The sequence below is a fragment of the Amycolatopsis coloradensis genome (assembly GCF_037997115.1).
In the GTDB taxonomy this organism is placed as follows: domain Bacteria; phylum Actinomycetota; class Actinomycetes; order Mycobacteriales; family Pseudonocardiaceae; genus Amycolatopsis; species Amycolatopsis coloradensis_A.
Map to the genome: position 1 here is coordinate 1,296,877 of NZ_CP150484.1, position 13,413 is coordinate 1,310,289.

Here is a 13,413-nt window from a genome sequence, read left to right on the forward strand (position 1 = left end):
CCCCGTAGATGCCGCGGTAGGTGTAGATCTCCCCTGGGGATCGCGCCAGCTCACGCGGACTACAACCTGAATCTTTCCGTCACCGTGCGCAACAGCAGCGGGAACGTCGGTGACGTCGGTGCCACCGAGGTTGCGCCACGTACCGAGCGTGTCACCGGCGAACCGCGCGACACGGACCGATCCGTCGCCGTGCCTCGCGACGACCTCGAAACCATCGCCGTTGCGCACCACGCTCAGGTCGGCGGTGAGGCCAGCCTGATGACCCAACGCGAACACTGTTGTTTATTACCGCCAAGAATAGCTCGTATCAGGTGGATTGCCGACAAAACAAGTATGGCCTCCTTGCTCGTGAGCAAGGAGGCCATACCCGGCTGGAAGGAACTACTCGCCGATGACCGGCGGAGCGGTGCGCATGTCGGTCCCGAAGACCTCGTCCGGGTCACCCTCGACGAGATACGTCGGACGCTGGTGCTCGGTGTCCTCGTCCCCGTCCGCGTGCTGACCGCGGCCGCCCATCCCGCCGCCCATACCCGGCCCGCCGCGACCGGCGGCGCCACCGCCGAGACCGCCCATACCGCGGCCTGCCGCCGCTTCGGCGGCACCGATACCACCGGGGCGGGCCGCGCCGGACGCGGAGCCCGACCCGGGCGTGGAGCCGCCCGCGCCGCTGCCGGGGCCGAACCCGCTTCCGCCGCCACCACGGCCGGTGCGGCTGTTGTAGTCCGAGTCGCCCATGCCTCCACCCATCATGGGCGCCATCGGCATGGGGCTCACCGGCATCGCGGTGTTGTTGTTGGGGCCGGGGGCGGTGATCGGCGCCGGCCCGTTCTGGAAGCCGGACGGCGTCGTCCCCGACGGGATGCTGCCGGAGCCCGTGCTGCTGCCGGGGCCCGGGAGGTTCGGCGAGCCGTAACCGCCGCCACCACCGCCTCCGCCGCCGCTACCCCCGCCGCCACTGCCGGGCGGGATGTAGGTGTTGCCGCCACCAGGCTGTTCGTCCCAGGGCATTTTCGACCCGGGCGGGAGCTTGTAGATGCCGGGCTTGCCTGTCCCCTCGCCACCGCCTTCGCCGAACTTCGGCGGCTCGGCGAACGCCGGCTGCTTCGACGCGGCGTCGTACAGCGCCTTGTCGTAGCTGTGCATGGCGGAGGCCGCCTGGGTGTGCGCCTCCTGGCTGTCCTTCTGCTTCTGGATGGACTTGTCGATGTTCTCGCCGAGGTTGAACGGGTTCGACGTCATCCACCCCCCGACCTCTTCCTTCCAGCTGAAGGGGATCGGTTTGGGCATCGTGTTCTTCACGGTGGACGCCGCGGTGCCCTGGTCGTAGATCGTCTCGGAGGCGAGCTTGGCGTTCTGGGAGTTCGTCTCGGACCACTTGCTGAGGCTCTTGAAGTACCCCTGCGCGTTGCCCGCCGCGTCGCCTTCCCAGGTGCCCTGCGACGCGGTGACGGCTTGGTCCATCGTCTTCGCGAAGGTGTCGAAGGCCTTGTGAATCTCGTGGTAGGCGGTCGAGACGTCGGAGACCTGTTCGACGTTCAGGTTGCTGTTGACGAACTGTTCGAGCTTCTCGTGGTCGTAACCCTGGTAGTCCGCGTTCGACGGCTCCAAGCCCTCGACGTACTGGACGTCCTTGTTCTTGGTCAGCTGGTCGACGTTCTTGTCGCCGACCTCCTGCGACTGCTGGTGGGCCTTCCCGGAGGCGATGAACTGATTGACCGCGCCGAACAGCCAGCCGTCACTGGGGTCGACGCCCTCCTGTGCCTTCTGCTGGAAGTACGCGTCACGAGCCGCCGGCGAAAGGTCGGAGACCTGCTTCTCGGTCAGGTTCGGTGTCTTGGTGGTCATCCTGGTTCCCCCTTAGCCCTTCGGAAGCTTCGGTTCGACGGTGTCGGCGACCTTCTCGGCGACCTCACAGGCCTGCTTCGGGTCGGTGGCGTCCACGAGGACATCGGCTCGCGCCGAAGCGGTGAGTTCGAGTGCCATCAAGCAGCCGGACGGCGGTTTCGGCACGAGCACCGCTTTGCGCCCGTTCACGTTCCCGGTGGTCTTGCCGTTCCCGCCGTCGTTGACGCTGTCGATGTTCTGCGTGTCCCGGAGGTCGACGGAGACGGTCAGGCTGTCCGAGGCGCTCGCCGCCTCCTTGGAGAACTGGCAGGCGCGGGCTCCGCCTTCGTTCAGCGTCACCGGATCCTTGAACGTCCCGTAAGACGAGAGGTCGGCCGCGCTGAGGAGAGAGCACGGATCGATCGACTTGGTGTCACCACCGCCGGTGGCGGGCGCCGAACTGGATCCACCGGTCTGGGCGGGCGGCGCCGACGGTGCCGGGCTCGCGCTCCCCGGCTTCTCGCTGGAGCACGCGGCCAACACCAGGGCGGCCGCGGCGAGTGGCAGCACGCAGAGTTTCTTCATCGTCCCTCAGGCCTGAATCTTCTTGGTGGCGTCGATCGCGCGGTCTTCGACACCCTTGTACAGCCCCGCGGCCCTGGCCAGCGCTTCGTCGGCGTCCCGGACGACCTGCTTGAACTGTTCGAGCACCGCGCTCGCGGAGTTGCTCGCCTGCGCGGCGCCCTTGTGGTCGTGGGCCGCGACGGCCTTGCCGTACGGGTGGTCGCCGAGCTGGGGTGCCTCGGAAAGCCGCGTCGTCCGGTTACCGAGTGCGCTGAGCTCTTCCGACATGTTCGCGAGCGCCTCACGCAGCGGCTTGACGCCTTCGGCGGTGATCTTGAAGCCGCCGCTCTTGGCGGCCGAGACCAGCTTCTGGGTCTCGGCGCTCACCTTGGCGATCGCGGCCTGGTTCAGGCCACCCGCCTCCACGTACTTGGCCGCCGCCCCCATGGCGGAGCCGATCGAGAAGTCCGGTGCCGCCTGTCCGCCGTCCGCTTCGAAAGCCATCGCCCGCCCCACTGCATCGTCTGCTCGCCCGTGCGTTCGCCCGGAAGTCTACTAGCCGGGCACTCAGCGCAACGGTGATTCCCCGATCACCGGAGATCCCGCCGGAACTGTGACGAAACGGGCGTCACACCGGTTCCCGAAGGTTCAGAACTGGCCTTCGAGCTGGGCGTACAGCTGCTGCGCGATCCTCGCGTTGTCCGCGGGAGCGTAGGTCAGCCAGCTTTGCCCGTCGGTCGCCTGGCGCGAAGTCATCATGAACCGGCCCGCTTCGGTGTCGAACCACGCCAACGGCGGGAAGACCTGGCCACCGCGGATGAACACGCTGAACTGGCCCACTCGCTTCATCGGCTTCTCGAAGATCCGTTCCACCTGCCGCTGCTGCGGGTTCGATCCGTGGGACCGGGGCCCGCTGACCTGCGCGAAGGGGTCGTACGCGTCGTCGTTCCGGGGGCGCTTCGGCGCGCTCACCGGCTTCGCGATGGTGACCGACTGGCCGGGGCCCGCCGGGGTGAGAGGCAGGAGATCGACGATCGACGCGACGATCGCGGTCGGCCGGGTCTCCTCGAACACGAGCAGGTTCTCGTCCTGGCGCACCAGCACCGCGAACTGCCCGTTCGTCGCCGCCCGCGCGAACAGCTGCTTGTCCTTGTCCATCTGCGCGACCGCCCAGACCGCGAGCTGCGGGGTGACGAACGTGGCGAGCGCGAGTTCGACGTCGGCGTCGAGCCTGCCGCCGCGCATCATGCCGCGGCCTTCGAGGTCGCGGAAGACGGCCTCGCGCACCATCGCGCGCTGATCGGTCGTCGTGCCGATGTGCGGGACCTCGAACGGGACGGGCGCCGGACCGAACCGGCCGTGTTCGAGCAGGATGTCCACCGCCGCCAGCGACAGCGAGAACGAATGCGGCATCGCCATTTCCCCCCGCGGGTGTCTTGTTCGTCGGGATGAACGTAGTCCACGCACCCGATACGCCCGCAGCGAACCCGCTTGCCCGGCCGTTATCAACGCTGGTGCCATGGATTCATGGCAGACCAGAAACCCGCGCTCGTCCTTCATCTCGCCGCCGGCGGCGAGCCGCTGCTCTTCGCGCTCACGGCGGAAGAAACCGAACGGCTGACCAAGGATCTCTCGCATTTCGTCCGCACCGGCGCGGTACAGACGATCCGGACGAGGGACGACTCCGAGGTGGCGATCAACTTCTCCCACGTCGCCGCCGCCTACATCGACGACCTGAACCGCAAGACTCGCGTGTTCGGCCTCCACTAGACCACGTGGCGGCGCCGCACGCCGCACACTCGTGTTCGGTCTCCGATCACGTGAGTTACGTGTCCGATCACGCGAGTCACGCTTTCGCCCAGGCGGTCAAACCCGGGAGAAGAGCGCCAGCAGACCGGTTTTGATCTCCGGGCGGCTGGCGGCGACCAGCAGGAAGGTGGCTTCCCGGACGAGCCGCTGGGGGTGTCGTCCGACGAGTACCGACGTGCTGCCGTTGGCCGCGACCAGCGCGCCCGCGGCCCGGAACGCGAGTTCCGCGCCCGCCGCCCTGGCCGCGGGCAGCGACGGCGGATCGGCGAGCGCCGCGTCGAGCCTGCCGCGGACGACGTCGATCTCGGCACGGATCCCGGCGGCGACGTCGGCCTTCCCGAGGTCCTCGATGAGCCGCGCGGCGCGGGCGGCCAGGCCGAGGGGCGCGCAGCCGTTGAGGCGGGAGGCGAAGGTGTTGCCCGCGACGAAGTCCGCGTGCGGGGTCTTCCCGTAGACGCGGTCGTTGGCGAGGAAGTAGCGGGTGAAGCCGAGGTGCACGGTGGACGTGCCCTGCGCCGCGACGAGGTCGAGCGGCTGGACCTCCAGCCGCTCCCCCGCGACCGGATCGATGATCGCGCCGATGACGGTGTCGCCGTCGCGGGCGCAAAGCTGAAGCAGGTCGATGACGCCCCACCCGCTGACGAAGGGGGCCTCGCCGTCGAGGAGGTAGCCGCCGTCGACGCGTTCCGCACGCAGCCTGGGCGGGGTCGGGATCACCGCGGCGAACGCGGCGCCGGCCTTGAGTTCCCCGCTGATCAGCGACGGAAGGTAGCGATCACGCAGTTCGGTGTCGGCGGCGCCGGTCAGTGCCGTGACCAGGCCGTGGTGCTGAATCCAGGTGAACATCGTGCTGAGGCAGCCGCCCGCCAGTGCCTCTAGAACCTGGACGATCTCCGGGAGTTCTGCGCCCGGACCGCCGGCTTCCTTGGGCGCCGCGAGGCCGTAGAAGCCTTCGGCTGCGAGGGCGTCGAAGTGACTTGAAGGCACTTCGCCCTTGAGGTCGACTTCGGTGGCTGCGGGGAAGAGGAGATCATCGGCGAGGGCGTGGGCTCGAGCGACCAGATCCGTCATGCGAGTAAGGCTACCCTTACTTGATCTGCGGTGAGTCTGGCGCCGCTAGGAAAGCTAGCGTTACTAAAGGTCCCTTGCTCCCCCTTTGGCCCCCAGATAGCAGTGTCCCCAATGTCGCATTGGAGACACCGAGCGTCTCTAATGCGACATTGGGGACATCGAAGCCGCGCGAAGCGGGGCCTACAGCTTGTAGAGGCGCTTCCAGTTGTCCCGCGAGGTCAGCTCGGGCATGGCGCGCTTGTACTGCTCCTGCACCGCCGCGCCTTCCTTGCGGAGCCGCTGGATCACCTTCGCGCCCCGGCGCGCCAGGTCGAACATCTTCGCGCGGTCGTACGAGCGGACCCGCACGCCTTCCTGCGAAGCGTCGGTGACGACGGCGGTGTCGAAGGTCGCGACGTGCCACCAGTGGGCCTCGTCGATCGGGATCGCGCCGAGCGAGTGGCGGCTGCGGCCGAGCACCCGGTCGAGGACCCGCTTGATCAGCACCAGGCGCTGCATGCTGGGCCGCGGCGCGCTGTTGATGATGCCGATGTCGTTCGACGCGATACCCGGGACGTCGGTGGCCTTGTGCCGTTTGGTCTCGGGGTACTCGTCGCGGATCCGGCGGATCTCCTTCATCGCGGCGACGCCGCCGTCACGCAGGACCTCCGGCCCCTCGAGGAAGTCCTCGACGGCCTTGATCAGCGTGGCGGACAGGCCGTACTGCATGCCGAGCAGGTACCGGACCAGCTGCGCGATGAGCACGCGCGAGAGCAGGTTGAGGTTGAACGGCGAGTGCAGCGCGGCGGTGATGATCGAGTTCCGCAGGTTGAAGTAGCGGTGCCACTCGTCCCAGTCCTTCCAGTGGAAGTCGGCGTGCCAGACGCCGGCGCCCGGAAGGGTGACCGTCGGGAAGCCGTGCGCGCGGGCACGGTAGCTGTACTCCGCGTCGTCCCACTGGAAGAAGAAGGGCAGCGGGTAGCCCGTGGCCTTGACGACCTCGTACGGGATCAGGCACGACCACCAGCCGTTGTACCCGGCGTCGAGGCGGCGTTCCTGGCGGTTCGGCTTGAGGGTCTCCTCGTCGACGCCGAGCAGGTCGGCGGTCGAGAGCGAGTGCTGCACCGGCTGGCCGGGCTCCAGCGTGTTCAGCCGGGCGTATTCGGCGCCGACGTGCAGCTGGTTCGGGTGCAGCAGGTTCAGCATCTGCCCGCCGACGATGACCGGATTGACCGTGCGGTTGGAAAACGCGGTCATCCGGATCACCAGATCCGGCTCCAGCAACACGTCGTCGTCCATGAACAGGACGTTCGCGTGCTCGGTCTCGGTGTGCCCGGCGACCTCGTAGAGGCCGCGGGTGAACCCGCCGGCGCCGCCGAGGTTCGGCTGCTTGATGTAGTGCAGCTTGTCGCCGAGGTCCTTCGCGACCTGCTCGAAGCCCTCACGCGACTCGACGAGGTCGGTGCCCTGGTCGGCGACGTAGATCGCGTCGAGCGTCTCCAGCGAGGAGACGTCGGCGGCGAGCGCCTGCAGGTTCGACAGGCAGTCGTCGGCGCGGTTCATCGTGCAGATGGTCACCGCGGTCGGGCGGATCTTCTCCGGCGCTTCGACCGTCCAGCGGACCTTCTCGACACGCAGCGACTGGCCGCCCTCGGTCTCGAGGTCGAGCCAGAGCGCGCCGCCGTCGTAGAACTTGTCGAGCTTCGCGGTGAGCGTCACCTTCCGCTGCTTCGCACCCGCGACGATCTCGGCGGCGACCACGCGGGCGTCGCCCTCGATGTCGGAGGCGCCGACGGACAGCTGGCCGTCACCGGTGACTACGGCCTCGACCTGGACCTCGGTCACGTCGGTCCAGCGCTGCCAGTAGCTCGCGGGGAAGCGGCCGAAATAGGTGTTGCCGGACACCTTCGACGCCGGCTCGATGGAGATGCCCGCGCGCTCGCGCACGGCGGTGCCCCATTCGAGCTCGGCGTAGAGGTCTTTGCTGACGATGGGGGCCGGGCCGGCATAGAGCCCGCGCTGCGCGGTGAGACGGCCCTGCGGGGTGCGTTCCGCGAAGCGGGTGTCGTCGACAGTGCTCACCATGGCGCTCGGGGCCTCTCCGGTGACGGCGGCTTTACCGGGCATGAATCCTCAGTTCTCCTCTTTGCTGGTGGCGATGGCGCGGGGCTCACGGAAGACGACCCACTTGAGCATGACGAAATTGATCACGGTCGCGGTTGCCTGTGAAACGACCCAACCGAAAGTGGCCTTCCAGGCCGACTCCGGCAGGACGTGCAGCATCGTGCGGTTGACGCCGACGGCGACGAGGAACGTCACGGCGTACAGGAGTACGAAGCTACCGATCTGACGCGCGCCCTCTTGGCGTCCACCGGCGAAGGTGAACTTGCGGTTCAGGAAGAAGGCGGTCGTGGTGCCCACGATGAAGCTGAGCGCGCGGGCGATGTCCACCCACGGTGTCACGTCCATTCCGAGGGCGCGAAGCCCCTGGTAGACACCGAAATCGACCAAGGCACAGAAGCCGCCGATGAGGCCGAAGCGGATGAGCTGCCCGAGCAGCCCAGGAGAGGACGGCGCTGCTGCCGTCAGGCCGGCTTTCGGGTCGGTCGCCACCACTGCTCTACCTCATAAACTGCTGGGGCTGGTGCGCAAAGTGTAGAAGCGAGCACTTCAGGGTCACGTTCCGGGCATTGTTCGGCGTGGTTACCCTGGTCTGCGTGACCCAAGCACCCAAGACACAGCGGCAGTCGCTCATGGGCTGGGCGAGGACGTCGCCGAGTATCGCGGACGTCCTGAGCACCCCCGATGTGGAAGCCATCGCCCGTGCGGTGACGCGGGCCGGGGAACGCGGGGTCATCGCGCGCGGTCTCGGCCGGTCCTACGGCGACCCGGCGCAGAACGCGGGCGGCCTGGTCGTCGACATGACCGCGCTGGACCGCATCCACTCGATCGACCCGGATTCCGGCATCGTCGACCTCGACGCGGGTGTCAGCCTCGACAAGCTGATGCGCGAGGGCCTGCCCTACGGGCTGTGGGTGCCGGTGCTGCCGGGGACGCGCCAGGTCACCATCGGTGGCGCGATCGCCAACGACATCCACGGCAAGAACCACCACTCGGCGGGCAGCTTCGGCAACCACGTGGTGTCGATGGACCTGATCACCGCCGACGGGCAGGTGCGCACGCTCACGCCGGACGGCCCCGACGCGGAGCTGTTCTGGGCGACCGTGGCCGGTATCGGCCTGACGGGCATCATCGTCCGCGCCAAGATCCGGATGACGAAGACCGAGACGGCCTACTTCAAGGCCGACATCCAGCGCACGGCGAACCTCGACGAGACCCTGGCGCTGGTCACCGACGGCTCCGAGGCCAACTACACGTACTCGTCCGGCTGGTTCGACTCGATCTCCCGGGGCGCGAAGCTCGGCCGCGCCGCCTTCCAGCGCGGCTCGCTCGCCAAGCTGGACGAACTGCCGCCGAAACTGCGGGCCGATCCGCTCAAGTTCAACCCGGGCACGCTGGCCACCCTGCCGGACATCTTTCCGAACGGGCTGGCGAACAAGCTGTCGTTCACCGCGATCGGCGAGCTGTACTACCGCAAGACCACGAAGAACGCGCGCGACCAGATCCAGAGCCTGACCGCGTTCTACCACCCGCTCGACCTGTTCGGCGAGTGGAACCGCGCGTACGGCTCCAAGGGCTTCCTGCAGTACCAGTTCAGCACGCCGCTGAACGCGCACGAGCCGCTGCGCCGGATCATCCAGAAGGTCGCGGACTCCGGGCACGTGTCGTTCCTCAACGTGTTCAAGCAGATGGGCGAGGGCAACGCGGCGCCGCTGTCGTTCCCGCATCCCGGCTGGATGGTCTGCCTCGACTTCCCGATCAAGGACGGGCTGAGCCGGTTCTGCCAGGAACTCGACGAGGACGTGCTCGCGCTCGGCGGCCGTCTGTACACGGCGAAGGACTCGCGCACCTCGGCGGAGAACTTCGCGAAGATGTACCCGCGGCTCGAAGAGTGGCGCAAGGTCCGCGCTTCCGTTGACCCCGAAGGCGTTTTCGCCTCTGACATGTCCCGAAGGTTGGAACTGTGATCGACGCTGTGGGCAACCCCCAGTCCCTGCTGCTGCTCGGCGGCACCTCCGACATCGCGCTCGCGATCGCGGAGAAGTACCTGTCCGAGAAGCCCCTCCGGGTCGTGCTGGCCGGACGGCAGTCGCCCCGGCTCGACGCGGCCGCGCAGCGCCTGAAGGACAAGGGCGCCGAAGTGTCTACTGTGGACTTCGACGCCAAGGCCATGGACACCCACCCCGCCGTGCTGGACAAGGCCTTCGAGGGTGGCGACATCGACGTCACCGTCGTGGCGTTCGGTCTGCTCGGCGACCAGGAAGAGCTGTGGCAGGACCACGCGAAGGCCGTCGAGGCGGCCACCGTGAACTACTCGGCCGCGGTTTCGGTGGGTGTCGCGCTGTCGAACAAGCTCAAGAAGCAGGGCCACGGCAAGGTCATCGCGCTGTCGTCGGTCGCCGGTGAGCGGGTCCGCCGGTCGAACTTCGTCTACGGCTCCTCCAAGGCCGGTTTCGACGGCTTCTACCTGGGCCTCGGCGAGGCCCTGTCCGAGTTCGGCGTGCGGATCACCGTCGTCCGCTCCGGCCAGGTCCGGACCAAGATGACCGAAGGCCTCAAGGACGCCCCGCTGACGGTGGACGCCGAGCAGGTCGCGGAGACCGCGGTCGCCGCCTCGCGCGCCGGCAAGGAACTGGTGTGGTCGCCCGCGCCGTTCCGCCTGGTCATGTCGGCCCTGCGGCACATCCCCCGGCCGATCTTCCGCAAACTTCCGATCTAGGGAACGAGCGCGTTACTCCATTCGTCTCACCCGGGCACGGACTCCCTCCGTCCCCGGGTTGAGAGGAATCGATGGCTGACCAGGAAGCCAGGCTCGACGCGGCCATCCGGTCGTTTCAGGAGCAGGCCGCCAAAGCCGCGGAACTGAAGGACAAGATCGCCGGGCTGCGCGGATCCGCGCGCAACGCCGACGGCTCGGTGACGGTGACCGTCGCCCCGTCCGGCGCCCTGCTGGGACTCCAGCTGTCCCCCAAGGCGATGAACCGCACGCACACCGCGCTGCAGCAGGAGATCCTCACCGCGGTGAGAGAAGCGACCCAGCAGGCGGCGGCCGCGATGCAGCAGACCGTCCAGCCGATCCTCGGCGACCGCGCGGACCAGTTCAAAGAGGCGTTCAACGCCCACGTCGAACCGCTCGGGCCCAGCGCTCCCCCGCCCGCGGAATCCCTCGCCGGGCCCGCTCTCCAGCAGCCCGTCCGCACGTCTCGTCCGACACGCCCCGCTCCCGCCGACGATGACGACTTCGGCGGCCCGATCCTGCGGAGGGACTCGTTTTGACCGGCTTCGGCGTACAGACGGAAGCGCTCACCGCGCACGCGACGGGGTCCAAAGAGGCCTCGGGGAACTTCGGCAGCCTCGCGAGCCTGCTGGAACAGGCCAGGGTCTCGGACGACTGCTTCGGCCCGCTCGGCGAACTGATGGCCTTCAAGTACTTCGAGGGGCTGCAGGAGTGCCAGGACCTCGCCGAGCAGGCGAAGTCCTTCATGGACCAGATCGCCGACAAGACCACCACCGCGGCGAAGACCTATCTCGACCACAACCAGGGCACCGCCGAGGTCATCACCGGCCTCGGCGCCGGGCTGGACGACGGCGGCAGCGGCCCCGGCAGCCTGAGCGACCTCAACAGCGCCGGCGACTCCGGCCGCAAGGGGTTCTGGGAGCAGAACGGCGGCTACGGCAGTTCGTGGATCAGCACCTCCTCGGAGGTCGCCAGGGCGAGCAGCCCGCCGGACGTCGCGATCGCGGCCGTGCACGCTCGGATGGAACAACTCCAGCTCGTGACGAGCCCCGGGCAGTCCTTTGTGGACAACGGGCTGGGTTTCCTGATCGGGATCGTGATCAGCCCGCTGGTCGAGCTGGTGCTGGAGCCCGCGATCGGTGACCCCGAGCAGATGCGCAGCACCGCCAAGGGCTGGGAGCAGACGGCGAAGTGGCTCGACGGCGTCGCCGAGCACGAGCAGAAGCGCGCCGATGGCACCAAGGAGGCTTGGAAAGGCCAGGCGGGCGACGCGTTCCGCGGCCAGATGACCGAGTTCTCGGGCGGCGCCAAGGCGTTCGCGAACGACGTCCGCGGGGTGCAGCAGATCCTGGAGATCGCGGCCGACCTGTTCGACGCGTTCGTCGAGATCGTCATCGACATCATCCAGGAACTGGTGATGGGCCTGATCATCGAGTGGCTGGCCGCGCTGGCCGCCTCGTGGATCACGGCGGGCGCCTCGGTCGGCGCGGCGGGCGCGGCCACGGCCGGTCAGGTCGCGGTGACCGGCGGACGGCTCGGGATGAAGGTCAAGCAGCTGCTCGGCAAGCTCAAGCCGTTGATCGACAAGCTCGAAGACATCCTGAAGACGCTCCGCAACGGGCCGCTGAAGAAGGTCGTCGAGCGCACCGAAGGGCTGCGCGACGGCAACTGGCTGCAGAAGCGGCTCGCCGACCAGATCGACAAGAACCCGCTGGCCAAGATCGTCACGAAGGCCAACCCGGCGACCGGCGCCTCCAAGACGGCCAACAGGTTCGCGGACCGGTACGGCGTCGGCGGCGAGGGCTCGGACGCGCTCACCACGAACCTCACCGAGGCCGGGTTGCGGGCGATGGGCATGAGCGGCACGACCAGCGTCGGCAAGGCCGCCTTCCGCGGCAGTGCCGGTAACCTGGCCGAACTGGGCGTCGAGCAGGGCGTCAAGGCGGGCTACCACGAGTCACAGGACACGTCGTCCGAGGAAGAGCGCCGCGCGGCGACCGACAGAGGGTTCACGATCGAAGAATGAATCTCGGCTACCCGCTCGGGGCCGCGTCGCAGGCCCTGCCTTCGCTGCACCCGGGCGAACGGTTGCTGTGGGCCGCGTACGGCCGGACGGTGAACTACGACGTGCGCGGCCTCGATCCCTGGGGTGCGCCGAAGAAGAGCGTGCTGGGCAAGATCGGCTCCGGCGCGGCGAACTTCGCGGGCGACGTGGTCGGCGCGGCGCTGGGCGGGGGTGACGACGGCGGCAAGTCGAATCCGCCATCGCCGCAGGTCGTCGTGCTCGGCGAACAGGGCGGCCTCGCGCACGCGGCGGTGCGGGAGCTGCCCACCAGCGGCTCGCTTTCGCGGCTTTGGGCGCTGACCAGCGCGCGGCTGCTGGTGCTGGAGAAGTTCGTCGCTCCGGAGAAGCCCTCGAAGAAGTCGTTCATGGCGAAGGCGATCGGGTTCGGCAAGGACATCGCGGCGATCATGACCACCAAGACCTACGGCGAGAACGCCGAGGGCGTCCCGATCGCGCGGCACGAGATGGTGCCGTGCGCCGAGATCCCGCGCGACGCGATCGCCGGTTTCGCGGTGGCCGAACACGGCAAGAAGAAGCGCCCATGTCTTCGAGTGTCCTTTGTGGACGGATCCGGGATGGATTTCCTGTTCGACTGCGACGATCCACGGCAGTTCGCCTGGCTGTACTCGGTGACGGTGAGCTGATGGAGAACACGCCGCTGACCGCGAAGACCGTCGACGAGATCGTCGAACGGGAACTGCACCAGTTCTGGCTCGCGCCCGGCGAGCGCCTGATCATCGGCTGCCCGCCCGCGCACGGGTATGTGGGAATGCTGCTCGACGGGAAGCTCACGATGCCGTACTCGCCGTCGCGGGAAACCCCTACGGTGACGGGGAAAACGCGGTGGCCGCTACCCGCTTCCGACGTGCTCGAAGGTGACTGGACCGACGACCCGACGATCGCCTACTGGGTCGTCACCCGGACCGCGGACCAGACCGCCGCGCGCCTCGCGGACCACCTCGCCGGCGGCAAAGGTGAGGCGCGGCTGACGCTGTCCGATCGGCGGCTGGCCGTCGTGTACCCAGCGCGGATGCTGGAGGGCGAGGATCCCGCCCAGCCGTTCCGGACCTTCGAGGAGATGCCGCCGGGAGTGGTGCGTTCGGTGTCCGCGCTCTACCTGGGGCGGAGTTTCCCGGCGCGGCCGGTGCTTCAGTTCGTCTTCGCCGACGGGTCCGTGGTCTGCCAGCGGGACATGCTGGCCGTCACAAAGGCCGACCGGGCCCGCTCCCGCCGCTGACGCGGA

General features: G+C 68.4%; 14 protein-coding genes. 7 read left to right on the forward strand and 7 right to left on the reverse strand.

Features of this window, described 5'->3' with window-relative positions; genetic code table 11:
- Window positions 1-381: 381 nt before the first annotated feature.
- The 4 genes from LCL61_RS05750 to LCL61_RS05765 form a co-directional block, all read right to left on the reverse strand.
- Window positions 382-1,845: a hypothetical protein gene (locus tag LCL61_RS05750; RefSeq protein ID WP_340685874.1), complete on the reverse strand. Its 1,464-nt coding sequence runs from the start codon at window positions 1,843-1,845 to the stop codon at window positions 382-384.
- A 12-nt stretch (window positions 1,846-1,857) separates the two neighbouring features.
- A complete protein-coding gene (locus tag LCL61_RS05755) occupies window positions 1,858-2,409 on the reverse strand; it encodes a DUF3558 family protein (RefSeq protein WP_340685875.1) in 552 nt (183 codons plus the stop codon).
- 6 nt (window positions 2,410-2,415) lie between these two features.
- Window positions 2,416-2,892, reverse strand: coding sequence for a hypothetical protein (locus LCL61_RS05760; RefSeq protein WP_340685876.1), 477 nt, complete (start codon window positions 2,890-2,892; stop codon window positions 2,416-2,418).
- Between the two features lie 144 nt (window positions 2,893-3,036).
- Window positions 3,037-3,801 (reverse strand): ESX secretion-associated protein EspG, encoded by a 765-nt coding sequence (locus LCL61_RS05765; RefSeq protein WP_340685877.1) that lies wholly within the window; start codon window positions 3,799-3,801, stop codon window positions 3,037-3,039.
- A 114-nt stretch (window positions 3,802-3,915) separates the two neighbouring features.
- Here LCL61_RS05765 and LCL61_RS05770 point away from each other — a divergent pair, with 114 nt between their 5' ends.
- A complete protein-coding gene (locus LCL61_RS05770) occupies window positions 3,916-4,158 on the forward strand; it encodes a hypothetical protein (RefSeq protein WP_340685878.1) in 243 nt (80 codons plus the stop codon).
- A gap of 96 nt (window positions 4,159-4,254) precedes the next feature.
- On the opposite strand, the gene LCL61_RS05775 is transcribed toward LCL61_RS05770, so the two are convergent.
- From LCL61_RS05775 to LCL61_RS05785, 3 genes are all read right to left on the reverse strand, one after another.
- Entirely contained in the window at window positions 4,255-5,268 is a 1,014-nt protein-coding gene (locus LCL61_RS05775) for an acyl-CoA dehydrogenase family protein (protein WP_340685879.1), read from the reverse strand.
- A gap of 180 nt (window positions 5,269-5,448) precedes the next feature.
- The gene (locus LCL61_RS05780; RefSeq protein ID WP_340685880.1) at window positions 5,449-7,374 is read right to left on the reverse strand and encodes a glycosyltransferase; all 1,926 of its coding nucleotides are present in this window, start codon (window positions 7,372-7,374) and stop codon (window positions 5,449-5,451) included.
- A gap of 6 nt (window positions 7,375-7,380) precedes the next feature.
- Window positions 7,381-7,863, reverse strand: coding sequence for a GtrA family protein (locus LCL61_RS05785; RefSeq protein WP_340685881.1), 483 nt, complete (start codon window positions 7,861-7,863; stop codon window positions 7,381-7,383).
- Between the two features lie 101 nt (window positions 7,864-7,964).
- Between LCL61_RS05785 and LCL61_RS05790 the strand changes: the two genes are divergently transcribed.
- From LCL61_RS05790 to LCL61_RS05815, 6 genes are all read left to right on the forward strand, one after another.
- The gene (locus tag LCL61_RS05790) at window positions 7,965-9,335 is read left to right on the forward strand and encodes an FAD-binding oxidoreductase (protein ID WP_340685882.1); all 1,371 of its coding nucleotides are present in this window, start codon (window positions 7,965-7,967) and stop codon (window positions 9,333-9,335) included.
- On the forward strand, window positions 9,332-10,087 hold the full coding sequence (locus tag LCL61_RS05795) for a decaprenylphospho-beta-D-erythro-pentofuranosid-2-ulose 2-reductase (RefSeq protein ID WP_340685883.1): 756 nt from the start codon (window positions 9,332-9,334) through the stop codon (window positions 10,085-10,087). The genes LCL61_RS05790 and LCL61_RS05795 overlap by 4 nt, the downstream gene beginning before the upstream one ends.
- Before the next feature lie 71 nt (window positions 10,088-10,158).
- Window positions 10,159-10,644: a YbaB/EbfC family nucleoid-associated protein gene (locus LCL61_RS05800; protein ID WP_340685884.1), complete on the forward strand. Its 486-nt coding sequence runs from the start codon at window positions 10,159-10,161 to the stop codon at window positions 10,642-10,644.
- Window positions 10,641-12,131, forward strand: a complete 1,491-nt coding sequence (locus tag LCL61_RS05805; protein WP_340685885.1) for a WXG100 family type VII secretion target — start codon at window positions 10,641-10,643, stop codon at window positions 12,129-12,131. The genes LCL61_RS05800 and LCL61_RS05805 overlap by 4 nt, the downstream gene beginning before the upstream one ends.
- Complete coding sequence (locus tag LCL61_RS05810) at window positions 12,128-12,814, forward strand: hypothetical protein (RefSeq protein ID WP_340685886.1); 687 nt, start codon at window positions 12,128-12,130, stop codon at window positions 12,812-12,814. The genes LCL61_RS05805 and LCL61_RS05810 overlap by 4 nt, the downstream gene beginning before the upstream one ends.
- On the forward strand, window positions 12,814-13,407 hold the full coding sequence (locus LCL61_RS05815) for a hypothetical protein (RefSeq protein ID WP_340685887.1): 594 nt from the start codon (window positions 12,814-12,816) through the stop codon (window positions 13,405-13,407). The genes LCL61_RS05810 and LCL61_RS05815 overlap by 1 nt, the downstream gene beginning before the upstream one ends.
- Window positions 13,408-13,413: the final 6 nt, after the last annotated feature.

Bases quoted from the DNA above. Each gene is read 5' to 3' on its own strand.
- LCL61_RS05750 (WP_340685874.1), bottom strand. From the start codon at position 1,845: ATGACCACCAAGACACCGAACCTGACCGAGAAGCAGGTCTCCGACCTT.
- LCL61_RS05755 (WP_340685875.1), bottom strand. From the start codon at position 2,409: ATGAAGAAACTCTGCGTGCTGCCACTCGCCGCGGCCGCCCTGGTGTTG.
- LCL61_RS05760 (WP_340685876.1), bottom strand. From the start codon at position 2,892: ATGGCTTTCGAAGCGGACGGCGGACAGGCGGCACCGGACTTCTCGATC.
- LCL61_RS05765 (WP_340685877.1), bottom strand. From the start codon at position 3,801: ATGCCGCATTCGTTCTCGCTGTCGCTGGCGGCGGTGGACATCCTGCTC.
- LCL61_RS05770 (WP_340685878.1), top strand. From the start codon at position 3,916: ATGGCAGACCAGAAACCCGCGCTCGTCCTTCATCTCGCCGCCGGCGGC.
- LCL61_RS05775 (WP_340685879.1), bottom strand. From the start codon at position 5,268: ATGACGGATCTGGTCGCTCGAGCCCACGCCCTCGCCGATGATCTCCTC.
- LCL61_RS05780 (WP_340685880.1), bottom strand. From the start codon at position 7,374: ATGCCCGGTAAAGCCGCCGTCACCGGAGAGGCCCCGAGCGCCATGGTG.
- LCL61_RS05800 (WP_340685884.1), top strand. From the start codon at position 10,159: ATGGCTGACCAGGAAGCCAGGCTCGACGCGGCCATCCGGTCGTTTCAG.
- LCL61_RS05810 (WP_340685886.1), top strand. From the start codon at position 12,128: ATGAATCTCGGCTACCCGCTCGGGGCCGCGTCGCAGGCCCTGCCTTCG.
- LCL61_RS05815 (WP_340685887.1), top strand. From the start codon at position 12,814: ATGGAGAACACGCCGCTGACCGCGAAGACCGTCGACGAGATCGTCGAA.